This is a genomic window from Cupriavidus necator, from assembly GCF_040578825.1.
Classification (GTDB): Bacteria; Pseudomonadota; Gammaproteobacteria; order Burkholderiales; family Burkholderiaceae; genus Cupriavidus; species Cupriavidus necator_E.
The window spans coordinates 1-24,408 of the sequence record NZ_JBEFLI010000039.1; the positions used below are offsets into that span (position 1 = coordinate 1).

General features: G+C 66.7%; 19 protein-coding genes. 6 read left to right on the plus strand and 13 right to left on the minus strand.

The window, feature by feature from the left end; genetic code table 11:
- Nucleotides 1–329 precede the first annotated feature (329 nt).
- The 7 genes from AB1I47_RS19395 to AB1I47_RS19425 all read right to left on the minus strand — a co-directional run bounded on the left by AB1I47_RS19395 (nt 330) and on the right by AB1I47_RS19425 (nt 9,253).
- Nucleotides 330–2,762: a polysaccharide biosynthesis tyrosine autokinase gene (locus AB1I47_RS19395; RefSeq protein WP_354685361.1), complete on the minus strand. Its 2,433-nt coding sequence runs from the start codon at nt 2,760–2,762 to the stop codon at nt 330–332.
- 90 nt (nt 2,763–2,852) lie between these two features.
- Complete coding sequence (locus AB1I47_RS19400; protein ID WP_354685362.1) at nt 2,853–3,575, minus strand: Crp/Fnr family transcriptional regulator; 723 nt, start codon at nt 3,573–3,575, stop codon at nt 2,853–2,855.
- 422 nt (nt 3,576–3,997) lie between these two features.
- Nucleotides 3,998–5,254, minus strand: coding sequence for a glycoside hydrolase family 2 protein (locus tag AB1I47_RS19405; protein ID WP_354685363.1), 1,257 nt, complete (start codon nt 5,252–5,254; stop codon nt 3,998–4,000).
- Nucleotides 5,251–6,234 carry a DUF1839 family protein gene (locus AB1I47_RS19410; RefSeq protein WP_407935869.1) on the minus strand — a complete coding sequence of 328 codons (984 nt, stop codon included), beginning with the start codon at nt 6,232–6,234 and terminating at the stop codon, nt 5,251–5,253. The genes AB1I47_RS19405 and AB1I47_RS19410 overlap by 4 nt, the downstream gene beginning before the upstream one ends.
- A gap of 829 nt (nt 6,235–7,063) precedes the next feature.
- Nucleotides 7,064–7,342 carry a hypothetical protein gene (locus tag AB1I47_RS19415; protein ID WP_354685365.1) on the minus strand — a complete coding sequence of 93 codons (279 nt, stop codon included), beginning with the start codon at nt 7,340–7,342 and terminating at the stop codon, nt 7,064–7,066.
- Between the two features lie 132 nt (nt 7,343–7,474).
- Nucleotides 7,475–7,957 (minus strand): DNA-binding response regulator, encoded by a 483-nt coding sequence (locus tag AB1I47_RS19420; RefSeq protein WP_354685366.1) that lies wholly within the window; start codon nt 7,955–7,957, stop codon nt 7,475–7,477.
- A gap of 477 nt (nt 7,958–8,434) precedes the next feature.
- On the minus strand, nt 8,435–9,253 hold the full coding sequence (locus tag AB1I47_RS19425) for a helix-turn-helix transcriptional regulator (RefSeq protein WP_354685367.1): 819 nt from the start codon (nt 9,251–9,253) through the stop codon (nt 8,435–8,437).
- Between the two features lie 650 nt (nt 9,254–9,903).
- On the opposite strand from AB1I47_RS19425, the gene AB1I47_RS19430 reads away from it, so the two are divergent.
- Nucleotides 9,904–11,580, plus strand: coding sequence for a phage integrase family protein (locus AB1I47_RS19430; protein WP_354685368.1), 1,677 nt, complete (start codon nt 9,904–9,906; stop codon nt 11,578–11,580).
- A gap of 174 nt (nt 11,581–11,754) precedes the next feature.
- Here the strand turns inward: AB1I47_RS19430 and AB1I47_RS19435 are convergent, their stop codons facing one another.
- Both AB1I47_RS19435 and AB1I47_RS19440 read right to left on the minus strand, forming a co-directional pair.
- On the minus strand, nt 11,755–12,768 hold the full coding sequence (locus AB1I47_RS19435; protein ID WP_354685369.1) for a ParB/RepB/Spo0J family partition protein: 1,014 nt from the start codon (nt 12,766–12,768) through the stop codon (nt 11,755–11,757).
- Nucleotides 12,769–12,770: 2 nt separating this feature from the next.
- On the minus strand, nt 12,771–13,430 hold the full coding sequence (locus tag AB1I47_RS19440; RefSeq protein WP_354685370.1) for an AAA family ATPase: 660 nt from the start codon (nt 13,428–13,430) through the stop codon (nt 12,771–12,773).
- Between the two features lie 381 nt (nt 13,431–13,811).
- Here AB1I47_RS19440 and AB1I47_RS19445 point away from each other — a divergent pair, with 381 nt between their 5' ends.
- Nucleotides 13,812–14,015, plus strand: coding sequence for a cold-shock protein (locus AB1I47_RS19445; protein WP_006159056.1), 204 nt, complete (start codon nt 13,812–13,814; stop codon nt 14,013–14,015).
- Nucleotides 14,016–14,150: 135 nt separating this feature from the next.
- On the opposite strand, the gene AB1I47_RS19450 is transcribed toward AB1I47_RS19445, so the two are convergent.
- The gene (locus tag AB1I47_RS19450) at nt 14,151–15,245 is read right to left on the minus strand and encodes a replication protein RepA (protein WP_354685371.1); all 1,095 of its coding nucleotides are present in this window, start codon (nt 15,243–15,245) and stop codon (nt 14,151–14,153) included.
- 1,691 nt (nt 15,246–16,936) lie between these two features.
- Entirely contained in the window at nt 16,937–17,140 is a 204-nt protein-coding gene (locus tag AB1I47_RS19455) for a cold-shock protein (RefSeq protein WP_010811149.1), read from the minus strand.
- A gap of 407 nt (nt 17,141–17,547) precedes the next feature.
- On the opposite strand from AB1I47_RS19455, the gene AB1I47_RS19460 reads away from it, so the two are divergent.
- From AB1I47_RS19460 to AB1I47_RS19470, 3 genes are all read left to right on the plus strand, one after another.
- Complete coding sequence (locus tag AB1I47_RS19460) at nt 17,548–18,915, plus strand: NCS2 family permease (RefSeq protein ID WP_354685372.1); 1,368 nt, start codon at nt 17,548–17,550, stop codon at nt 18,913–18,915.
- 826 nt (nt 18,916–19,741) lie between these two features.
- Nucleotides 19,742–20,203, plus strand: coding sequence for a hypothetical protein (locus AB1I47_RS19465; protein WP_354685373.1), 462 nt, complete (start codon nt 19,742–19,744; stop codon nt 20,201–20,203).
- Between the two features lie 125 nt (nt 20,204–20,328).
- Nucleotides 20,329–21,696, plus strand: a complete 1,368-nt coding sequence (locus tag AB1I47_RS19470; protein WP_354685374.1) for a sigma-54 dependent transcriptional regulator — start codon at nt 20,329–20,331, stop codon at nt 21,694–21,696.
- Between the two features lie 129 nt (nt 21,697–21,825).
- Here the strand turns inward: AB1I47_RS19470 and AB1I47_RS19475 are convergent, their stop codons facing one another.
- Both AB1I47_RS19475 and AB1I47_RS19480 read right to left on the minus strand, forming a co-directional pair.
- On the minus strand, nt 21,826–22,182 hold the full coding sequence (locus tag AB1I47_RS19475) for a hypothetical protein (RefSeq protein WP_354685375.1): 357 nt from the start codon (nt 22,180–22,182) through the stop codon (nt 21,826–21,828).
- Between the two features lie 141 nt (nt 22,183–22,323).
- Nucleotides 22,324–22,548, minus strand: a complete 225-nt coding sequence (locus AB1I47_RS19480; RefSeq protein ID WP_354685376.1) for a hypothetical protein — start codon at nt 22,546–22,548, stop codon at nt 22,324–22,326.
- 810 nt (nt 22,549–23,358) lie between these two features.
- On the opposite strand from AB1I47_RS19480, the gene AB1I47_RS19485 reads away from it, so the two are divergent.
- Nucleotides 23,359–24,378: a YihY/virulence factor BrkB family protein gene (locus tag AB1I47_RS19485; protein ID WP_354685377.1), complete on the plus strand. Its 1,020-nt coding sequence runs from the start codon at nt 23,359–23,361 to the stop codon at nt 24,376–24,378.
- Nucleotides 24,379–24,408 lie beyond the last annotated feature (30 nt).

Below are 24,408 nucleotides of genomic sequence, written 5' to 3' on the forward strand. Positions count from 1 at the left end.
GGCGGATCTGAGGGGGTATTTTCCGGCGTATCGGAGGTAGGTGGGGTGGTTGCTTGCGCGCTCCGGCTTGCGGGAGAACGCAATCAAGCGGTGCGTCAGACGATGGCGCCCGAATGACCGCGAACCGGTTCCCTCTCCCGCTTGCGGGAGCGGGCTAGGGTAAGGGCCGGGCCGTCGCGCACCAACACGCCATATCGCCAGGCACAGGCCTGCCCTCTCCCCCGGCCCCTCTCCCCAAAACAAAACGCCGCTGCCGGCGCCCTAAAAGCACCGACAGCGGCAATCCCAACAACCCGTACCCGCCCGCAGAAACGGGTACGCTTTCCCCCTTATCCTTGTTTTTTCTCCCCTTGTTCCAGCGCCGGCGCCCGCACCACACTGACCGGCAACGGCATTCCCAGGTACGGATTGATGGTGTTGAAATCCGCCCGGTTGCTGCGCCTTGGCATGACGCCGTTCAGGATGCCGCCCGCGAGCCGTGCATTGGCATGCGCCAGACGCTTGAGCGTTTCATCGACCTGCACCGTCGCCGTGACATCGGCACGGACTACCACCAGCGTCGAGCCCGCCAGGTTCGCCACCAGCGTGGCATCGGCCACCGCCATCACCGGCGGCGTATCGACCAGCACCAGGTCGAAGCGCCCGGCGCACAGCCGTAGCGTTTCGGCCAGTGTCGGCAACATCAGCAGTTCAGACGGATTGGCCGGCGCCGCGCCACGGTTGAGCAGGAAAAGGCCGTTGACCACGCTCGGCTTGACCGCGTCGGTGATGGCAGTGCGCCCGGCCAGTACTTCAGCCAAGCCAGGCTCCGAGGGCTGGTCGAACCAGTCGGCCACGCGGCCGCGGCGCAGGTCGGCGTCGATCAGCAGCACGCGCTGGCCGGCTTCCGCGAACAGCACCGCGAGGTTGACCGCGGCGAAGGTCTTGCCCGCACCCGCCGCGGGGCTGGTGACCGCGACCACGCAGTTGGGCGCGTCGCGCAGCGCGAAATGCAGCGCCGCGCGCAGCGAGCGCAGGCCCTCGACCGCGAGCGAGTGAGGCGCCTGGCGGGCCAGCAGGAACAAGTCGTGCAAACCCTGGCGCAGCAGCCGTTCGGCGCGGGCGCGCTCGTCTTCGGGCGCGGCGGCCGCGGCCGCGTCGATGACGTTGGTGGGTGCCTCGGGCCAGCCCAGCCGCGCGTTCGGGGGCAGCGCAAAGCCGGCGGCGATGCCAAGGCGGCGCCGGCCCTCGATCTGCCGCTCCAGGTCGGTCTGTTCGTTGCTGAAGGCGATATCGCCCAGCATGGCCATGCCGAGTTGCTGCTCGGCATCGGCGGCGCTGGCCACCGATGGGCGCAGGCGCTGGCGCAGGTTGACACCGGCGACGCCCAGGCACAGGCCGAGCAACGCACCGGCCGACGCGAACGGCCAGGCGCCGACGCCGACCGGGGTCACCGGCGCGATCGCGGCATCGACCACGCGCAGCTGGCTTGAGCTGTCGGACAGCATCAGCGATAGCTGCTCGACCTTGCCGCGCAGCGTCATGTACATGTCCTCCGCCACCTTGACGTCGCGCGTGATCGCGACCGCTTCGCGCTCGGAGGCCGACAGGCTCTGCATGCGCGCATCGATCTCGGCGCGCTCGCGGATCATCTGCTGGATCTGGCTGTCGACGGTGCGCACCTCGTTGGCCTCGGAGGTGAAGCGCTGCAGCAGCCGCGTGCGCTCAAGCCGCAGCGCGGCGATCTGGCGCTGGTACTCCATGCTGTTGTTCAGGAACGATTGCGCGTCGCGGCTGGGCTGGAACGAGCCGGTACGCGCGCGGTAGCGCGTCAGCGCCTCTTCAGCGCGCGTCAGTTCGGCTTGTACGCGCGGCAGTTCGCCCGACAGGAAGGCAAGCGTGCCGGCCGCGTCCTGGCGGCGCCTGGTGGTCTGGCCGTCGATATAGGCGCGCGTGACGCCGTTGACGAGTTCTGCGGCAAGCTGGCGGTCAGGGTACTGCCAGCTCACGCGCACGGTGCCGCCGGGCAGCGCTGGCGTGGCGGCGCCGGCGAGGCTCGCCGGCGTCTCGGCGCTTTCGGTTTCGACCACCAGCCCGTGGCGCACGGCTTCGGCGGTGCGGGCAAGGTCATGCCGCGTCAGCGTGAAGCGCGTGCCGGGCGCGGCCTCGATCCTGTCCACGCGCAGCACGATACCGTTGGCGCTGGCGGGTTCGCCCACGCGCCCCTCGAGCAGCAACGCGTGCTGCTGGAACAGGCGATAGCGACCGTCGCTGCGCACTTCGAACGTGAGCGGCTGGTCCACCAGTATCTCGGGCACGGTCATGCTGTCGATCACCAGCCGTTCGCCGCCCCACGCATAGCCCAGGCTCGTGGGCCAGGTGCCGCCCCGCTTGCCGGGTGTGGCGAAGCGGTTGACCAGCGCGCCCACGAGCGGCGCGCGCAATGGCTGCACGGTGATATCCAGCCGCAGGCGCTCGACCACAGGCCCGACCACGGCGCGGCTCTTGAACAGGCCCGCATCGAAGCCGGCAGCGCCCTGTGTCTGCGCCACGGTGCGCGCGCCGCCATCGCGGCCTTCCACCTGCACCAGGGCCTGCGCGCGATATTGCGGCGGCGCGGACAGCGCCACCAGCGCGCCCAGCGCGGCACCGGCCACGCCCGCGGCGACGATCCAGCCCATGTGGTCCATCAGTGCGCGCGCCCGGCGCGTCCCGGCCGCCTGGGGATCCCGGCGGGGGGCGGCGCCTTCAGCCGGTGCGCCGGCATATGACAGTCTGCTCACGGCAACTGCTCCTCAAATGGGATCGGCGCGGCGTACCTGCACGCCGCGCATCGTCCGCCGCGCCTGCTCGACGACGGGCTGCGCTGCAACTCAGGCACTAGCCAGTGCGGGCAGCAGGCGGTCATATTCGCGCTTGACCAGCTTGTAGCACTCGCATGAGTGCTTCTCCAGCCCGCAACGGTCCAGCACGGTGATATGGCCGCGGCTGTGATGGATCAGGCCGAGGTCTTCGAGCTTGCCGGCGGCTTCGGTCACGCCTTCGCGGCGCACGCCCAGCATGTTGGCAATGACCTGCTGCGTGATCACCAGTTCGTTGGAGGACAGCCGGTCGATCGCGAGCAGCAGCCAGCGGCACAGTTGCTTGTTCAGCGAATGGTGGCGGTTGCAGGCCGCGGTCTGCGCGATCTGCGTGAGCATGGCCTGCACGTACAGCAGCGTCACGCGCTGCAGCGTGGGCAGGCGCGGCAGCTCGCTGCGCAGCATGCGGGCGGGGATGCGGTAGGCCAGGCCGGGGCTGCGCACTTCCACGCGGCTCGGCATGGTGTCGCCGCCGGTGACCACCGGGATGCCGACAAGCCCTTCGTTGCCGACCGCCGCGATCTCGACCGTGGCGCCGTCTTCGAGCAGCGACAGCAACGACACCACCGCCGTGGTCGGGAAGTAGACATGGACGATGCGCTGGCCGGAATCGGTAAGCAGTTCGCCGGCGCGCAACCGGACCAGCTCGAAGTGTTGCGCCAGCGTTTCCCACTCGGCGCGCGGCAGCGCGCTGAGCAGGTAGTTGACATGCAGATCCGATCGATGCGTAATCATTTTTCGTACCCCTGTCCAAGCCCCGTTCGGGAACAACCCTGCGCCGGCACGGCGCACCGCCACGAATGGCATCGCCGCTGCGCCGGCCCCGGTTCAGCGCCGGCGTGGGCCGGCTATGTCGCGTGTCCGACTGCTGCCTTGCCGCCGCCGACCCTGCTGCGGCGCTGTCTGCAAGACAGTGACTCTATTTAGCGCCATGGAAACGCGGTCCGACAGTAGGCGAATGGTTGGGAAGCGCTCATCCATCGGGAGGTTGGCCGGAAAGGCGAACGCGGCGCGCGGGGACGCGAACGCGGACAGCGGCCGGGGCGCTGCGGGCGCTGCGGGCGCAGCGGGGCCATGGCGGTGGCTGAGGGAGCGCTCAGAGACGCTCTCGGACCACTCAGGAGCCCCTTAGCCGTAGCGCACCGGCGAGGGATGATTCATCGCCGTAACGTCGCCGGCGGGCGCGAGCCCAGGGCCAGCGTCTGCTGACTTCTCGTGCAAAAGACGGATACGCCGGGTGGCGCCTGGCGCCAGGTCGAACCAGTCCTGCACCGCATGCCACGCGCGATCCTCGATATGGACGCGGTGAGCGAAGCGGGTGGCCGAGACGTCGAGCGACCAGTCGCCCGGGCCGCCGCGCAGCACGGCGTGCAGGCCCGCGTCGGGGCTTCTGCGCCAGTGCTCACCATCCATGCGGTGCGATGGGCCGACACGGCGTCGGCAACCAGATCCGCGACCAGCGCGCGCGACAGCAGCAGGTAGCGTTGCGGCGCATCGCGGCGCAGCGTGGGCGGATCCACGCGGTAGCGCGTGCGCAGGCTGCGGTCGCGCAGCTCTTCCGCGTCCCACGCATCGCCCCGCTGGCGCGGGATGCCGGCCTTCCAGCGCGGGTCCAGCGGCGTGGCGGCCGGTCCCGCCTCGGCCAGGGTGCGCGCACACGGCACCGCGGCGAGCGCGGGCAGGCTGGCCGATGCGGCAGCGCGCCACACCAGCATGCCCAGCGCATCGCAGGCCTGATAAACAAAACCCGTTGGACACCACAGCATCGGACTATCGACGCGCACGATGCCGGTCAGCGTGCCGGGGCTTACCATCGAGAGCTGGCCCGCGGTGATGCGGTCGCCGCCGTGGACTTCGAACGTGCCGTGCTCGCGCAGGCGCACCGTCAGCTTCAGCATGCCGGCACCGTCGGTCAGCGCGGTGTCGATCGAGGTAGCGATCGCCGCATCGGGGCCAGAGGCTTCGTGCCGCGGTGCCAGCGCCAGCAGTTCGACCGGCTGGTACGGACCTACCGCATGCAGCGGCTGCGCCGGCGCGGCGTAGCCGATGGTCTGTGTCGAGGTAGTCTGTGCCGATGCCGCCTGTGTTGCAGCCGCGGCCGCGGCGAAGCGCCAGCCAGCCGCGGCGCGTCCGGCATGCAGCACCGCACGCGGCGCACGAAAGCACAGGTCGAGCGTGTTGGCGCCGGCAAGCTCGACCTCTGCATCGCAGATATCCGGCGCGTGGCCGGGCCCGATGACCAGGCGGCCGTTGATCCAGGCCTCGGCGGCGCGGTCGAGGCCGCGCACGCGCAGCAACCGGCGTCCGTGGCCGGCAAAGCGCAGCCGGTACCAGTAGTCGTGCCGGTGCAGCGGACTCGACGCGGGCTCGCAAGCCACATCGGTGCCGGCAGCGGCCACGGTCAGCGGGCTCACGGCGCGGGCTCGCCGAAATGCGCGGCCAGCACCGGCACGCTGGCCTGGTACGAGGCCTCGAGCTGGTCCAGGCAATCTTCGCAGCGATCGGGCTTGCGGCTGATCACCGCGCGCATCAGCCGGAATTGCATCACCATCGCTTCCGACGCCATGGTGTAGCAGGCTTCAGCCGCTTTGTCGGGCACCTGCTGCCCCTGCGTCATCAGCCAGCGCAGGTAGCGCGCCAGCAGTTCGAAGTTGGCGCCGAGCTGGCGCAGCACGCCCGAAGCGTAATGATGAAAGCCCGGCTCGCCACGCGCCATCAGGCGATCGAGATGTTGGGGAAAGGCGGCGCGGAACTGCGTCAGCGGATTGATCTGCGGACGGTTATGCAGGTGCATGCGCAGCAGCGCCAGCGATGCGTCGAGCAGCGTTTCATCGGGCCGCGCGCGGGGGCCGCGGCGCACCATGTCGGCATGCGTGAAGGGCAGCGTCTCGGCACTGCACGCACCGGGCGCGAGCCGGAAGATCGCGGCATAGTCTTCGCCGCTGGCGGTGTGGTAGCCGTCGGTATGGTAGTAGCCGACCGCGCCCGCTTCGGGAATCAGCACATCGATGGCGATCCAGGTCGGTGTGCGATGGCGCTGGTAGCCGGCACCCGACGGGGGCGGCAACTGGCTGCTGTCGAGCTCCATCGCCACGATATGGCCGCGCGCGGTCTGCGCGGCCACGTGCGACTCGAGCGAGTCGTACAGGGTCATCGCGTGGGTGGTCACGCCGTACAACCGCTCCAGGTCGGCCGCGGGAAAGCGGCACTGCGTGAAGTGGTCGGCCTCGAAGTCTTGCCGCACCGCGCATGGCAGCGCGGCGACCGGTGGCAGCTCGAGTCCGTGCAGCAACTCGATCCACAGGTCGATGTGGCAGTTGACGTGCGACCACACCGGGTTGCCGCCGCGCAACCCTGGTCCGCCACGTCCACGCATCTTGGTGTCGCCGTACACTAGTGACCTCCGCGCCTGCCATGCCGTTCCGTTTGCGGGTGTGCACAGCCCGCGCCAGGCGCGCGCCGATGCGCTTGCGATACCGCAGCCCGTGCACTGACTCTTGCCATGCCCCGCCTCTCACCAACACCGAGCCAGATACTTGCGCCATCGGTCGTGTTGCGATCTTGGCGCGCGCGATTCAGCGGAGTCTGTTGGACGGCGCACAAATTCACGCAAACTCCACGCGGCGGGGATCGGCGCGTGGTGAGACGCGTGGGGCGGTGGGCGCTCATGCGCGCCGAGGCTTGGGATGTATCACGCGCGGTACGCGCGGTTCAGGTGGTTCAGCCGGTTCAGATGCATTCAGCCGCATGCGTGTCGCGCATGGTGCTTCTGGTTGATAGAGCGGCGCGTGTCGATTGGATATCGTCAAGGGGACGCTGTGGGGTGGTAGTTGCGCCCTGCGCGTCTTCAAAGCCCGCATGGTCCCCCGGTCGGCGGGCTTCTTTTTTAGGGCTACGCGTGTGGGTGTGTCGGCTTGGTCCATGCGCTCGCGATTGCCTCTGCGCTGCTGCTTGCGGCGGAGGGAACGGAATCGGCAATGGACCGGGCAGAGACAGCGAGAGGGGGAAGGCGCGGCGGCGCGCAATCAATGCGACGCAGGCCGCCGCGCGCAGCGTGGCCTGAGGCATTGATGTGAGCAGGGGTTGGCGAGCTGCCACCGCTCGACGCCCGGCCTGGTGATCGTAAGAACGGGTCAACGCCTGCACTGTCCCTGACTCGCATCAGGGCCGCCAGGCATCGACAAGATGCCAGCCGCAGACACGGCAGCATCCACGACCGCAATTCAAGGCACCACACCAACCGGCCCCCTCATTCGACGCGGATCCACGATCAGCGCCCTGAGACTCTCCACCCTCAGCTCGGCCTCACGCTCGCCGGCCTCGCGTGCCGCCTCGGCGGCAGCATGCTCGCAATCGAACCGGCGCCCGTGCAGCTCGCCGCGATACAGCAGCGGTTGGTCGCCCACACCCGCCAGCCGGATCTCGAAACAGCACGCCCACTTGCCGCGCCCCTCGCGCACGGCGAAGCCGCGCACGACCAGGTATTCCAGCCCGCCTTTCATATGACCCCCTTGCATCCCGGCGCGGCAGGCCTCTTCGGTCGGGGCCGCTTGCGTACCGGGCGCTTTCCAGCATAGCCGCCGCTCGGTGCGGGCGCCCTCATCCGCTGGCAGTAGTGCCGTTGGTGCAGACAACTATGTTGGGGTCGCGACGGTGTTCGATGTCGTCGCTGGCAGCAGCGACAGCGCCATGCGCGGGAAGCATTGGCCGCCGGCCCATACCAGCGCGGTCGCGGCGCAAACCAGTTCGGCCGGAGCCGGCACAGCCAGGCAGCCGCTTGCGCCCAGCAGCGCCGCATGCACGATCAGCGGGGCATCGAGGCGATCCGACAGCACCAGCCAGCGCCGCGGCGCCAGGCGCGCCTGGAGCTGGTCGAGCAGCTTGCGCGGGTCGCCCTCCAGTCCGCTGCAATCGATCAGCGCAACGTCGGCGGGATCGTTGTCCTCTCCGCCGTGGAAGGGATCGGCGGCCGGGCGCCGCGCTGGTGGCAATCCCCCTCCTGCCTGCAGCCATTGCGGCGGGCGCCACCGGATCGGGCGCGGCAAGCCAAGCGCTTCCAGGCGCCGCACCAGGGTGCGGCACATCATTTCATTGCTGGCGATGAGGTAAGTTGGCATCGATTCGGCATGGCATCCGAAGCCATGCGCGCATAAAGCCCGCGCCGGCAGGGGATGGACGTGAGGTCGGATGATCGGATAGTCGGAGTGGTTGAAAGATCGATCCGAACCGCGCACGGTCCGGCAACCTCCGCGTGACAGCTGGCCTGGCCAGATGCGACGGGCGTCTTACTGTCAACGTAGCAAGCGAGGCGGGGCAGCGCCTCATGCTTTTGGATGAGGGCTCCTCATCAAACGGATGACGTGGGTGCGGGATGCCAACCCGGGGCCATCCCATGGTGGCTCGCTGCCAGGGATGCGCGTCGGATGTCTGGAGGCTCGATGGATGTCGGCGTGCGGGCAGGCAGTACCGGACTGAAGGGCTTGCTTGCACGCTTACTAGTGTGCCGACACAGAGCGCGACACCCTGGCAGCGGCCTGCTGCGGCGAGACCAGGGCAGCGGCGGGACTGGCGTCCCGCCGCTGCATCCCGCTCCTTCAGGCAGCCTGGCAGGCGCCGGCGGGCCTGGCTGCCGGCGGCGGGCCGGACCAGTCCAGCGTGGCACCGCGTTGCAGCGCCACGTACACAGCTTCGCCCTTGTTACGCACATGCAGGCGCTGGTACAGCGTGCAGGCGTGCGTCTTGGCCGTGGCCACCGAGATATTGAGCATCCGGCTGACGGTCTTGATCGGGTAGCCGCGCGCCAGCAGTGCCAGCACTTCGTACTGCCGCTCGGTGATATTGAGCAGGTGCGCGCCGGCCGAAGGCGTTTCGCTGACATGCACGGATGCTGCCGCGCGTTCCGATGCGCCAGGCCTGCCCTCGCCGCGGAACGCATGCAGCGGTACGACCACGGGGGTCGCGCTGTCGGTCACCAGCGTTGCAGGCGGGGTGGTTACGCCGGTGCGGCCTGTGGCCGCCTCGGGCTGAAGCTGCGACGGAAAGCACTCGCCGCCGGCCAGCACCAGCCGCACGGCGGCGTCGAGCGCCTCGGCACTCGCCGTCTTGTGCAGGCAGCCCCGTACCGCTTCGGGCAGCGCCGGGCCGGACAGCGCCGCGGCGGGCTCGTCGGTCAGCAGCAGCACGCGGCGCGGCCGCAGCCGCTCGCACAGGTCGTCGAGCTGCGCCCAGCCTGCGGCCGTGTCGGCTGGAAGGCCGTAGACCAGCAGGTCTGCTTCGAGCAGCCAGAGATCGGGTTCGATCGGCGCGAGCGGATCGATATCGATGAGGTCGCCAGAGATATGCGCTTGCGCCAGCAAATGGCGAAGTCCCAAGCGCAGTAGTGGGTGGTGTTCGATCAAGAGGATGCTGGCCACGGCCGCTCTCCTTCTTATTGCGGCAACCGCAGGTCCTGCGACGACCCGCGTTTGCTGTTGGAACGGCTGCCGCTATCTTGCGATTGGCCATTCCATACGACCCAGCCTTGCTCCTGGCCGGTCGCGGCTTCCCGTCGGTTGCCGCGCCGCCCCTTCCCATGGAGGAGCCGGATCGCCCCGTTTTGCGCCGTTCTGGATTTCGCTGCCTTGGCGACGTTCGCCGCTGGCACTTATCTGTTGACTGACGCTTTAGAAACTTTGCAACTCAGATGTAAGCAAATCTAATTCTGGTGTTCAGCTTATGAAACAGGCGCTGCAAAAGCAAGCCGCTGTTGCATCGCAGCGGGTTTTCCCCGACCCCTGGGGCGGACCGCTGCACGGGCAGGCTCTCGAAAGCCTTTGGAGCTGAGCATACTCAGGCAACGCGCCTGCCGGAGCGTGTTGGACCGCCCCGAAGGGATGGAAAGTCGCATAGAATTATCGGCATTGTGTTTTGATGTGCATTTTGGGCTGGATGGATTGCCCGAGTTTTGGGGTGCCTTATAAATCAATAAGTTAGCGATAGGATGCTTGCTGGCGCTGTTGCGTTCCAGGCGCCACCGCATCCCTCGATCTCTGGCCCGCTTGCCTATCCTCTTCTTCTCGCGTCCATGTTGCCCGGCATCCACCCCATTACCCTGACCCGGTCCGAATTTGCGGCAGTGCGTGCGTACGTGCAGGGCATGCCCGCGCCAATGGTGGTCGGTCGCTACCTGTCCGACGATGGGGAGGATGACAACAGCGGCGAATCCGCATTGCGGGTTCTGCTCGGCCTGCGCGACCGCATGGTGCAGCTGGCCCACCTGCACGGCCGGCAGGATCTGGCTGAACTGCTGGTGGCGGGGCCGGGGCGCTCCAACCGTGGCATGGATCGTCGTGTTGACGCGCTCGCCGAGCTGGAGCGGCTGGGTACGGCGGCGCCACGGCCTGCGCACGGGGTGGAGCTGTGGTTCGGGCCGGCCCTCGCGCGACGGCTGCGCCACGGTGAAATTATTACTCTTAAAGCACTTATCGAGCGAGTGAACCGGCGCGGCACGGGCTGGTGGCGCGGCGTGCCGCGGATCGGCGCGCTGGCTGGCAATGCTATCAACCGCTGGCTCGGCGAACATCGTCAGGCAATCCGCGACGGCGATGGCCAGCCGTTGCTGGCACAGCATGTGGGCAATCGGGAACCGCTGGTGCGCGGCGTGCTGGCGCCGGCGATGGCCCGCCTGCTGCCGCTCGAACTGATGGCGGCCGGGGCCGACGCGCCACCGGACTGCCCGTTTGCGGCCGGGGTCGAGGTGGTACGGCGTTGGCTGCAAGACAGCGGCACCGCCGGCAGCGCCACCTATGCCGCCTATCGCAAAGAGGCGGAACGGCTGCTGCTGTGGGCCGCGATCGAGCGCCGCAAGGGGCTGGCCGCCCTGGGCGTCGAGGACCGCCGCGCCTACCTGGCGTTCCTGGCGGCCCCGCTTCCCGTGTCGCGCTGGTGCGGGCCGCGCGCGCCACGCCACCAGGCCGCCTGGCGGCCCTTTACCGGTCCGCTGGGCGAGGCCAGCATCCGGCACAGCATGCGGGTACTGGCTGCGCTCTGGAGCTGGATGGGACGCAGCGGATATCCGGTAGCGGCGCGGTGGGAGCCGCTTTCTGCCGGCGGGGGTGCCGGCAGTCGCTCCATGTCCGGGGCGGCCGGACCGGCCGCGCTGGAGGACGTTACGGTGCTGCCCGTACCAACTGCTGCGTACGATTCGATGGTTGCGGATGAACCGGTCATGCCACCGGACGCGCTACCTGAGCCCCGCCGGCGCGACCGCGCGAGCCTGGGCCCGTTCATCGAATGGCTCGACATCCAGGCCCGTCATCCGGGCGGGTTGCGCTACCGGGCCGCCGCCGCGGCGCTGGCATTGATGCGCGAATTGCAGCCGGGGCTGGCCGAGCTGGTGGACCTGCGGGCGACGCATCTGGCGCCGGCGTCCGACCCGACAGACCCCACCGAGGCGTCGCAGCACGGTCGCCGCCGCTGCCTCAGCGATACCGCCCTGGCTGCGCTGCGGCAGCACTGGCACGACCGGGGTCTGGCGCTGGACAGTGCCCTCTCCGGCGACGCGGGGCTGCAGGCAGTACCGCTGCTGGGGCCGCCCCGCTCTCCTCCTACCCGCCGTGCCCGGCGCAAGCGGGATGCCAGCCCGCATCCACCATATTCGGTACGCGGCCTGCATGCGTTGCTGTCTGCCGCAATCGCTCGCTATCGCGCGCAGCAGGATGAGAATTTTGCGGTGCGTTCGCCCCGGGATTTGATGGGCTGAGGGGGGCGCTGCGGGAGTTGCCCTGCCGGAGAGACGGGGCTCGCCGCTGTGGCAGGTAGGGGCGCTATTGGCCGGTGACGCTGGGAAGATGCCGCCGGCATGCTCGCCGGCGGTCAATGCATCGGGTTCGGCTGGCCGCTCCGGGCCGGTCCGATATCCGTTATCGGATTCGATTCAAAGCAAGGTCTTGTCGAGCCCGAAGCGGGCCTTCAGTGCCTCGACCAGCGCCTCGCGCGCGCTGCGGTCGGTGAGCTGGACGTCGAGCATCACCCGCCCCGAGTCCCATTCCTTGATGGTGCCGAGCAACTGGCCGCTGTCCGTCTTGATCTTGTATTGCCGGCTGATCTCCTTGACCTTCCGTGCCTTGCCTTCCTGCGCCTGCTTGCGGATCGCTTCGACTTCGCGGCTCGACAGTCCGTCGTTGATGATCCGTGCGGCCAGTTCCCGCGTCCTTTCCTCCCCCGCCAGCTTGCAGTACAGCGTCAGCTCATAGCCGGCCGCAATGCCGATGGCGCTCGGACGCTCGCGCATGACGCCCAGCACGGAGTCCGGCAGGCGCAGCAGCGCCAGCGTCTTGTTCACCGTGCCGGCGGACATGCCGGTCAGCTCGCAGATCTCTTCTTCCTTCTGGACCTTGCCCTCGTCCAATAGCTGGCGCCACGCGATCGCATTGTCCAGCGCCGACTGATCGGAACGCTGCTCGTTGAGCATGAACGACAGCCGGTAGAAATCCAGGTCGCTCAGGTCGTTCTCGACAAAACATTCCATGTCGAGCTTGCCGGCGGACGCCAGGGCTCGCTTGCGGTAATGGCCGTCGATCAGGATGTAGTGACCGGGGCGCGCAGGATCTGGCGCGGCCAGGCCGGGCGTCTTCTGGCCGTGCGTGGCGATCGATGCCGCACGCTCTTGCACCACGGCGGGGTCGTAGAGCCGGCGAGCATTCAGCGGGTTGTCGTGAAGCTGTGCCAGCGGGATCCTGACAAGCTGCCGGCCCGAGGCCGCGTCGCTGAAACTTTCAGCGCTGAAAACGGGCGCCCCGTCGGCCGCCCTGCTCTGCAGCAAGCCGTTCGGATGCTGCGAAATGGCCGCCTCGGCGCGGGCAAAGCGGTCCAGCGTATCGCTTCGGGTTTTTTCGGCCGCCATGCCGGCGAGCATGCCGGCCTTCAGGCTCTTCAGTTTTGTAGCCATGCCTATTGCTCAATCAAAGACAACACTTCGTCGACCATCATGTCGACCTCCTGCACCGCCTCACGTGCGCCGGCGACGCCGTGGACGGTGCAGCCGATCGCCTGGCATTCGCGGAATGCCGAGCGCGAGCCAATCATCGAATTCATCAGCGGCACATCGCCGTCGTCGCCCAGAATTTCAATCGCTTGCCGTGCAATCGAAACGCGCCGCTGAACCATATTGGCCATCACGCGGATCAGCAGCGATTCATTCTGGACTTGCGCATGCTGTGCCAGCGTCTTCGCAGCGACGGCTGCCCACAGGTCCGGCGGGGACGGCACCACCGGAATGATGGCCAGGTCGGAAATGAGCAGCGCACTGGAAGGCGCGGCGGAATGCACGGCGGGCGGGCAATCCACCACGATGTAGTCGTAATCCTGTACGAACTTGCGCACCTCGCGGTGCATGGCGCCGCCGGATGGGGCCAGGCCGATCACCGAAGCGGGAAAGGGCCGCTCGTCGCTGGCCTGGGCGGCCCAGCGGGTTGCCGTGCCTTGCTCGTCCATATCGACCAGCATCGAACGCGCACCGCGCAGTCCTAGGGTGCCGGCCAGATGCATGCTGACCGTGGTCTTGCCGCAACCACCTTTCTGGTTGAACACTGTGATGATTTTGGCTGGCACTGCGACCTCTCTTTCAGCGCTGAAAGCGCGGTTTTGACCTTAAGGCGCAACTTTAGCCAAAAGCAGGTGACGTATCAACCGTTTTCCAAATTTAACAAAATATATGTTGCGGAATAGAAGGCCTGCACGAGTAAGGACTATCTATCGCGTCAAGCGAAGCCTAATAAAATTGCTTGAAAAGCCGGCAGGGATGTGCCTAAAGTATTTGTAGTGCGCATTACGCCGCACATGACACCGCAATGCAAAGTGGTTATGATGCGCGCTACAGTCGAGTCAAGTCGTGTCAACCTCGTCGGCTTCCGTTCGGTATCTACGAGAACTCAACGTGCTTGAACGGTTGTTTGCGTTGTGTACAAGAACTTGCTTCGAAAGGAAATTCCTATGGCAACCGGTACGGTCAAGTGGTTCAACGAGACCAAGGGCTTTGGCTTCATTACCCCGGACGACGGTGGTGCAGACCTGTTCGCGCACTTCTCGGAAATCCAGGGTTCGGGCTTCAAGACCCTGAAGGATGGGCAGCGCGTGACGTTTGAAGTCAAGCAAGGTCCGAAGGGCCTGCAGGCTTCGGCGATCAAGCCGGCCTGATCCAGCCTCGGCTGACCTCGCCCGTTACGGACTTGTCCGCGGCGGGCAAACAAAAAAGGCAAGCGTTTATCGCTTGCCTTTTTTGCATCTGAGGCCGGCTCAGGTCCTGATCTGGCCCGCCCTCTTGTGCGGGTATCAGCCGAGCTTGCGCACGCTGGTGCGCGACGGCTGCAGGATCAGCGCCTTCGACGAATCCGCATCGACCTTGGCACCCGGATACACCACCAGCACGTCTTTCAGCGCCTTGCGGAACAGCGCGCGGAACTTGCGCTCGCTTTCGGTTTCGGTGCCGAACTGCATCTGCAGCGCTTCCCACGGGATCTCGGTGCGACGCTGGATGGTGAAGAAGCGGTAGGTCAGCCACGAGTACACGTCCAGCGCGAATGGCGACTGCTTGAGCGCCTTCAGCGCGCGCATATCGACCGGCACCGGGCGGTTGACCAGCTCGTTGAAGAACGGCTCGGACAGCACCACGAAGCTCTCGAACATCGAGCCCTGCCCTGGTTGCATCGGGTCCCACCAGGTTGAGAGCTGGTCCGCGAGCAGGTAGCCGACGCGGTCGATCGACAGCGGCTCGTGGTTGGGGTTCTGGTTCTGGCTCGGCGTCGACTTGTTCTGCACGATGGCGATAGTCGCCGAGAACAGCCGGATCATCTGCTGGCGTACCAGCGTCATGGTGCCGCGCTTGCCGCCCGTGGCCATCGGGATGCCGAGGTTGTACATGAACTCGGACAGCGAATTCCCCAGCGAAATGCGACGGTCCTCCACCGTGCCGGTGAATTCGCCGCGCTTTTTCTTCGCCATGATCTCTTTGCCGATCCAGGCGAGCATCAGGCGCGGGTAGGAGCCGTAGGGATAGCCCAGCGAGACCGTTTCGGAAACCAGCTTCTGGCGGCCGTTTGCGGCCCGCTCCGAGCGCTGTTGCGTGAAATAGCCAGGCTGGATCATCAGCGAGATATTGCCGCTGGTGCGCGTCCATACCGGCGGCGCGCCCTTGGGCGCGCGGTATGGCAGCGTGACCTGGACGCTGGCGCGGCTCAGGAAGCCAACCTCACCGCTTTGCCAGGCGTCTTCGCGCTCCATGGCCTGGGCTTCGTCGAACAGACGCTGGAATTTCTCGGACGGAATCAGGCTGTTCTCGTTGCCGGGAACAATGATGCGGGAGGGCTCGGCGTCCAGGTCGAGGACACTTCGTTCCCCCGTGGCGGCCGGGGAGCGTTTGATGGGCATATTGGCGTGCTTCGGATTACCCGCCTTTGTACTCGAAGCCGCCAGGGTTGTCACGCAGAAACAGGTACGCAAGGTCCTGTATTGCTTGCGGCTGGTTCTGCAAGCCGGAGGACCTAATGACTGGTCGCATGGTGGCGGACGGTGGGCAACCCGGCAGGGTTGTCCACGGTTCGCCAGCCATCCACTACCAGTAAACGATACCGATACGGGTTAACTACTTGTAAACCGTATACGTGTAGTTCAGCACCTTGATTCATAAGGGAAAAAACAACCCCAGCGAACCCGAATCTGCGGACAAACGTACTCGATTCTGCGAAGGGCCGAACCCGTATCTGCGACCGTCCGAACCCGTATCTGCGGCGCCCGCGTACTGGTTTCTGCGGGGATAACCCGGCGCACCCACAGGCTTGTCCACAGCGGCAAGGCCTGCAAGCGTACCCGTTTCTGCGAGAGCGCAGGGCGTATACGTCGTTTACCTGCGAATCCCTGGCCGATTCCAGTGGATATCTGCGCCGCACGCCGGTTATCCACGCAGAAATTGGTTCGTCCTCGCAGGCCCCGTGGGGGTCCGTGGCGGCAAAGCGTACCTGTTTCTGCGTGCCGGGCCCTCAAACCGTACCCGTTTCTGCGCTGCACCGGAATCGCGCCGGCGCGTGCCCGTTGCGTACCTGTTTCTGCGGCGTACCCATTTCTGCGAACCGTGGGCGCTACAGCCTGAGCGAATCAAGCGTACCCGTTTCTGCGTGCTGTCCCGATGGGCTTGTCTGTTGATCCGTACCCGTTTCTGCGGCGGCAACGGAGCGAGTTGGGGAGGGATCTTCGCTTAGGATCTATGGTACACCAACCTTGCAGTAAAAGCTAGCGCTTACACTCTACGTATACGTAGAGCTGACGCCAAACTGGTGGGCGTACCCGTTTCTGCGCTCAACAAGCCAGGCCGTGTCCACGGTAGTCCGAAGCACGGCCACGATTGCGGCAGGGCCGTACCCGTTTCTGCGTGCTGTGTCGCGGCGCCCTCGATGATCGGGCGTACCCGTTTCTGCGAAGCAGGGCGGTCTACGCGACGGTCCGAGGTCATGCGGCGGTGCAAAAGCTGCCGTACCCGTTTCTGCGGTGTCGGCACAGATCACAGCGTGTGGATATGTCGGCGCGCGGCGCGGCCAAGGGACCCATGGACGCTGCCATCGATTTCCACGACTCCCACGGCATGCGTACCCGTTTCTGCGTGCCGAAAGGCCGTTGACACAGCGGGCGCCAGCTCAGGCGTACCCGTTTCTGCGAGGGAAGATCGTTGGAAGCAGCGCTACGAAATCGCAGGGCGTACCCGTTTCTGCGAACGGGCGCCGGCCAGGGTTTGAGCGTGCGGCGCAACAAGGCGTACCCGTTTCTGCGGGAGGGGTGGGACGCAGAGCGGGCCTGGAAGCGCCACGGCAATTGGGCCGAGGGGCTGGTCGATATGAAGCGCCTGGCGCAGTGTGCGGCGTTTGTCGTGCCGACATGCGGGGGTGTGTTGGCGTGTGGGAGCCGTACGGAACCACCAGTTCCGGTCACGCAGGCGGATGGAGTGGAAAGTGGGGAAGCAGCGCAGGCGCGCCGACAAGGAACTCTAACCGCCAGAAACAAAAAAACCCCGCCATAGGGCGGGGTTTTCACGCTGTGCGGCGCGCGCGGAGCGCGCCGGCGGTCAACGTTTACAGCGGGGTGATGTTCGCGGCCTGCAGGCCCTTCGGGCCGTTCTTGACTTCGAACTGCACGCGCTGGTTTTCCTGCAGCGACTTGAAGCCATCGGCGCGGATTTCCGAGAAATGGGCGAAGAGGTCATCACCACCCGCGTCCGGCTTGATGAAGCCGAAGCCCTTGGCGTCGTTGAACCACTTGACGATACCGGTTTGCATGATTTGCTTTCCAGAAAAAGGACATAAAAGATCGCATGACGAACACGTCATCCGACACGGGGAACTCAAGGAAAGGACACCATGGACAACCGAAGTACCAGACGGTGGCTAACGAATGAACTGTTGCCTCGTCACTTGAATCTAGCCGGGTTTATACGGGGGATTGGCGCCAGCGTCAAGCTGGGGGCGGCCCCAAGGGGACATGCCCGGAGCGGGGCTCGTCGCTGGCGTGCGGGGCCTGTGGGATCATCACGCCTTTTGAATTTCGCTTATTCGTGCGCGCCCGTGCGCAGCAGGGACGACCTGGACCAGAGTACGCTTGCCGCGTAACGGGCCGGTCACGCTGCCGCCAGCCAGCCGGGCAGCCTCGCCGCCGCGGACACGATAACGATACCAGGAGTCCAGTCATGTCGATGCCGGAACCCGCTTCCAAGCCGGGCACTTCTTCCGCCAATCCATCCCAGCCGCAGGCGCCTTCGCTGGTCGAGCGCGTGTTCAAGCTGCGCGAACACCAGACCGATGTCCGTACCGAGATCCTCGCCGGCATCACCACGTTCCTGACAATGGCGTACATCATCTTCGTCAACCCGTCCATCCTGGGCGACGCGGGCATGCCCAAGGATGCGGTGTTCGTCGCCACGTGCGTGGCCGCGGCGATCGGCACGCTGATCATGGGCTTCTACGCCAACTACCCGATCGCGATGGCGCCCGGCATGGGCCTGAACGCCTACTTTGCGTACACCGTGGTCAAGGGCATGGGCTTCCCGTGGGAAGCGGCCCTCGGCGCGGTCTTTATCTCCGGCTGCCTGTTCCTGCTGGTGACGCTGTTCCGCGTGCGCGAGATGATCGTGAACGGCATCCCGCATTCGATCCGCGTGGCGATCACCGCGGGCATCGGCCTGTTCCTGGCAATCGTCGCGCTGAAGAACGCCGGTATCGTGGTGGCAAGCCCCGCCACGCTTGTGACCATCGGCGATCTGCACCAGCCGTCGGCCGTGCTGGCCATCGTCGGCTTCTTCGTGATCGTGGCGCTGGACCACCTGCGTGTGAAGGGCGCGATCCTGATCGGTATCCTGCTCACCACGCTGCTGAGCTTCGCCTTCGCCGGCAATACCTTCCAAGGCGTGTTCTCCGCGCCGCCGTCGCTCGATCCCACGCTGTTCAAGCTCGATATCACCGCGGCGCTGTCGATCGGGATCATCAACGTGGTGCTGGTGTTTTTCCTGGTGGAGCTGTTCGATGCCACCGGCACGCTGATGGGCGTGGCCAACCGCGCCGGCCTGCTCAAGGCCGGGCGCATGGGCCGGCTGAACAAGGCGCTGATGGCCGACAGCACTGCGATCATGGCGGGCTCCTTCCTTGGCACCTCCTCCACCACCGCCTATATCGAAAGCGCGTCGGGCGTGCAGGCGGGCGGGCGCACCGGCCTGACCGCGGTCACCGTGGCGGTGCTGTTCCTCGCGGCGCTGTTTATCGCGCCGCTCGCGGGCACGGTGCCGGCCTATGCCACCGCCCCGGCGCTGCTCTACGTGTCGTGCCTGATGTTGCGCGAGCTGCTGGAGATCGACTGGAACGACGTGACCGAAGTCGTGCCCGCGGTGATGACCGCACTCGGCATGCCGTTTACGTACTCGGTCGCAAACGGCGTCGCGTTCGGCTTTATCAGCTACGCGGCGCTCAAGCTGTTCACCGGCCGAGCGCGCGGGGTACCGGTGATGGTGTGGATCATCGCGGCGGTCTTTGTCTTCAAGTTCTACTACCTGCCAGGACACTGACTACGGCCGGCAGGATAGGACAAAGGCCCGGGAGAACGCTAAGCAAAGGTACGCAGTACATGAGACAAGAAAGGGACGGCAGAAGCCGTCCCTTTTCCATGACGAGCCCATGACGAGGCGAATTGCTTCTCATTGCCCCTTCGGCGCTTATCCCGCGGTGCTTGCGCGGGACCGCACAGGCATGCCCGGCAACCCTGTCCGAAATGCCGGGCGTACCCATTTCTGCGTACCGCCAAACCCGCTCGCGGCGCACCGGGCGTACCTGTTTCTGCGTGCGCCGACTATGCACCCGACGATGCCGGCGCAAGGCAACCACGGCCACGACAAGCCTCAGGCCAACCCCGCAAATCGCTTCGATGACACCACCCCGGTCACCCCCTCGGAGCGCGCAAGCGTACCCGATTCTGCGTACCATGTAAGCGGACATTTACCGGTCCCATGGGGCGATGGCAGGGCAAAACAGGGCGGTTGGAAGAGTGTGCGCGCGGGCTCATACGAAAGTATGAGATTGGGTGTAAGTCACCCACTCAGGGCTGGACAAACCGCCCCAAATGCACTGAACTATAGGCGTGGCAAACAGAGGGGCGCGGCAAGGCGCCCCTTCTTGACTCCGGTGCATGCTGCATGATGCCGGAGGACACCGAGAGCGCTTCGGCGCAGTCCGCCAGTCCGGGGACATCTCCGAACAGACCGTCAACAAGACGGCACTGCCACCATCAGAGAGCGTGCGGGACACACGCGCGCCACGCAGACAGAATATTCCAAGACTGAAAAGTGGTAACCGCAGACGTGTAGTGCCGGGGGATGTTGTTCAACGGGGATAATCATGACCGCAGGAGAGATCCGGCGACCCGCCAACGGGCCCGTCAGGGAGTCCGCCAACCGATCCATTCATCGCGCCTGGGCTGTACTGGGGGAGGCTGCAGGCGAAGCACCCCGCAGCAAGGCAATGCACGACGGCGCGACGGCTGACGTGGATGCCTTGCTTGCCAGCGACAGCGAACTCAGTGACAGCGCACGTGCGGTCGTGCAGAACCTGCTGCACCGCCATCGCCTGCTCGAAGGCGAAATGGCGCGCCAGCGCGTGCTGCTGCAGGAATGGATCCTGAGCCAGCTCACCTACAAGACGCTGTACTATCAGTACTCAGGCCAGTCGTCGCAGGCGCCGAGCCTGGAGCTGATGCGTGAGAAGGAGGCGGTGCGGCGGCGCATCCGCGAAGAGCTGCAGGGCGGCGCGGATTACGTTGTCGCGCCCGATGCGCAGCCCCGCAGTCTGTCCAGCTCGTGATACCGACGTCGCGCGCGGGCGCGTGCCCGCAGCCAGTTCAGCCCCACCGCACCCCTCGGCAACAAGCCGCGGCGGTGGCCACGGGTGCCGGAACCAAGAACAAGCCTAACGTCCGGGAGATCGTGATGGACCGACTGTGCAAGGCGTCACGCACTGCACAGATCGTGGTCGTGTCGCGTCATGAAGATTTTGGTGTTGACCCGTCCAGCTTCGGCGCGGGATGGGAAGTCCGCCGCGTGCAGCAGGTGCGCGATCTCGAGCGCGTCGTGCGCGCCAGCGCGCCGATGGCCGGCCTGATCGACCTGCAGTCCGACTACAGCGAGGCCGAGTTCACGCAGCTCGAGCAGGCGCTGCAGTACCTGCATGTCACCTGGGTGGCGATCACCTCCGAAGCCATGCTCGCCGAGGACCGCGTGCGCCGGCTGATCCGCGACTACTGCGTCGATTATGTGCGCGTGCCGTTTTCCGCGGACGAACTGCTCTACACGCTCAAGCATGCGCACGGCATGGCCTCGCTGCATGGCGTGCGCGTGCAGGAGAGCGCGTCGCGCGGCACGATGATCGGCGAATGCGCGGCCATGCGCGCGATGTTCCGCTCACTGGCCAAGGTCGCGCACAACGAGGCGCCGGTATTCATCTCCGGCGAATCCGGCACCGGCAAGGAGCTCGCCGCGCAAGCGATCCACGATGCGTCGAGCCGGCGCAAGGGTCCGTTTATCGCCATCAACTGCGGCGCGATTCCCTCGCACCTCGTGCAGTCCGAATTGTTCGGCTACGAGAAGGGCGCATTCACCGGCGCCAACCAGCGCAAGATCGGGTGGATCGAGCAGGCGCAGGGCGGCACGCTGTTCCTGGACGAGATCGGCGACCTGCCGCTGGAAAGCCAGGTGGCACTGCTGCGCTTCCTGCAGCAAGGCACCATCACGCGCCTGGGCGGACACCAGTCGATCCCGCTGAACCTGCGCATCATCTCGGCCACGCACGTGGACCTGGTGGTGGCGCAAACAGACGGGCGCTTCCGCTCCGACCTGTTCCACCGGCTGTGCGTGCTGACGCTGACCATCCCGCCGCTGCGCGAGCGCGGCGAGGACATCCTGCTGCTGGCCAACGCGGTGCTGAACGAGCACGGGCACGAGGCGCACCGCCGCATCCGCGGTTTCTCCGCATGCGCGACCCAGGCGATGATGCAATACGCCTGGCCGGGCAATGTGCGCGAGCTGATCAACCGCGTGCGTCGCGCGATCGTGATGACCGACAACCGCAAGATTACGGCCGAGGATCTGCAGTTGCATGGCGGCGCCGAGCTGCCGCGCAAGACCCTCGACGCGATCCGCGAAGAGGCCGAGCGCGAGGCGATCCGTACCGTGATGGCCAGCCACGGCTTTCACGTGGTGCCGGCCGCGCGCGAGCTCAACGTGTCGCGCGTGACGTTGTACCGGCTCATGCACAAGCACAATATCCGGGTGGAGAGCCAGGCGTCCCCGGGCGAATAGCCGAGCCGCCAGGCGCGCAAGCGCAAGTCAGAGGCGCCCAGGAAAGGGGAGACGGCGACGTCCGCTCGCCGGTTCCTCCTTTCCCCGTGCCAGTTGGCACGTCAGCGCACAACCCTTCCGTACACCCCTTCAGTACACCCGCTGCCCCCCGCGGCCAGCATGCGCTGCCGGCCCCGTCGCGAGATTCATGCTGATCTTGCCGCGAGGATGGCGCGGCTCGTCTTGCTGGCGCCACGGCACCGCGTCGCGGCGATCCAGGCTGTCGCGCGCCTGGCGGCCGGGTTGCGGCGCCGGCGTGGTGGGCGCATCGGGCCGCATGCGCAGTTCGCCCCAGGCCCAGCCCCAGCCGCGCACATAGCTGTCGTTACTGACGGCGGCATGGCTGTTGGCGCTGGCTTCTTCGGGGCGATCGAACCATGCATAGCTCGCCGCCACGGCGCCGCCTGAGCAGACGGCCAGCGCGGCGGCAAGGATTGCGGCTTTCATGGACAGCGCCTCCCTGTGGAAAAAAGTGCCCGCCGGGGGACGGAGCACAAATCCGTGCAGGCGCGCTGGCTCGCGCCCCTGCAATGTTCCTGCTGGCAGCACTGTGGCAGTGAGCCCCTCTCCGACCGGCGGCGGGCGCCTTCAGGCGCGCCGCTTGCCCGCGTGGCGCCGGCAGGCGGCGCGGGCGAAGGCCGGTCCCTTGCTGATGCTGCATGCCGCGCACGGCACGGCCGTCGCGACCGGCGGCGGATGCGTGCGCGGAGAGGGCAGCAGCGGCGGCGACAGCAGGTCCGTCACGGACGGTGGCGGGCCCGCCAGCCGGTATGAGCGCCGGCGCGCCGTCATGCGTGATGGCGGATGACGCATGGCTGGATTGTCTCCTGCGTGCAAGGGCGGATCGTTGATCACTGACGCGTGCAGCGTCCCTGCCGATACTGAGCGACAAGTGTGCCAATGGCCGCAAAGGCTTATGCCATGCGGGTTTGCGGCGGGCGGGCAGGATTGGTGGCGGCGCCGGCGTGCGATGACGAATCAATCGGTTTCGCCGTTGTAACGCACGCCACGTGAACGCTGGCGCGCCCGGACTGCCAGTCGGGCAACGGATGCTGCCCGTGGGGGGCGCGGGGTGCGGATAGCGCGCCCCGACATGCCTGCCGGGACGGCATTGCACCGGGTTGCACGACTGAAACTTGCGTTACATCAGCCTTGCATTCGCGTAACAGCGCGGAGAAAGGCACAACGCATGCGGCCTGGCCCGGATGTTCGTCGCGGGCCGTGTGCAGGACGGTGTGGCTGGCCGTTGTCGCGGGCACGCAGAAATGGGTACGGCCCAGTCCCGCCAGCGCGGCTAGTCAGCGTGCCTGGCCCGATGCTGGCGCGCTCGGTGCGCTTGGTGCGCCGGGATTGGCAGGCGTGGCGGGGACCGTTGCGGCCGGGCGGTCGGATGCTGTCCCGGCGCCCGTCCCGGAAATGGGCTTGGGGCCGGGTTGGCCGCGCTGCTCGCAGCCGGCACAGCCAAGCACCCCGACAATAAGGAGTGCGGCCACCGGGCGTGCGTAGAGGATGCGGGTCACAGATGCCTCCTTGCGCCGGCGCGCGGCACGGGTTGCGCCGGCAGGTATGCCTGGTCTTACTGTAGCAGGTCGCCCGGCGGCGCCGCCTTGGGCAAAGCGCGCGATGCGCAGTATCATGAACGCAGATGCCCCCGGGCGGGCAAGCACACAGGCCGTGAGCGAAAAGACCGAACAGCCGTCCTCTCCTTCTACCGGCGGGACTCCGCAGCCCCGGACCAATCGACCGCCCTGGCTGCCGGACCGCCATACCGGGGCGCGCACGGTGCGCGTGGTCAGCGCGGCAGTCAGTTCCTGGTTCGACCATCGCGCTGCCAGCAAGGGTGCGGCACTCTCCTTCTACATGTTGTTCTCGCTGGCGCCGATCCTGGTGCTGGTGATCTCCATTGCCGGGCTGTTCTTCGGCGCCGAAGCCGCGCGCGGCGAGATCTTTTCGCAGATCCGGGGCCTGGTGGGCGAGCAGGGCGCCGCGGCGATCCAGGAAATCCTGGCCGCCACGCACCGCGCGGGCGGCAGCGGCATGGCTGCGCTGATTGCGACAGGCATCCTGATCGTCGGCGCCACCAGCGCGTTCGTCGAACTCAAGAGCAGCCTGGACGACATCTGGCATGTGCCAGTGCCCAAGACGGCAAGCTGGCGCCAACTGGTACGCGCACGGCTGCTGTCGTTCAGCCTGGTGCTGGTGCTGGCCCTGATGCTGCTGGTGTCGCTGATCGTCAATGCGGCGCTAGCCGTGGTCGAGCGCGTCTGGGGCCAGTTATGGACCCAATCCTGGTTCGCGCCGGTGGCGGACGTGATCTCGACGGCGTTTTCCTTCGTCGTGGTGACCACGCTGTTCGCGGTGATCTTCAAGATGCTGCCCAACGCCCGCATCGCCTGGCGTGACGTCACCATGGGCGCGGTCATCACCGCGCTGCTGTTCTCGATCGGCAAGCGGCTGATCGGCCTCTACCTGGGCAACAGCGCCGTGGCCTCCTCGTACGGGGCCGCGGGTTCGGTGGTGGCGCTGATGCTGTGGGTGTATTACTCGGCGCAGATCTTCTTCTTCGGCGCCGAGCTGACGCGCCAGTACGCGTTGCAGTTCGGCAGCCTGCGCGGCAAACCGGCGGAGAAGCTCGCGGAGTAGCTGGCGGCGTAGTTGGGGGTAGTTGGACGA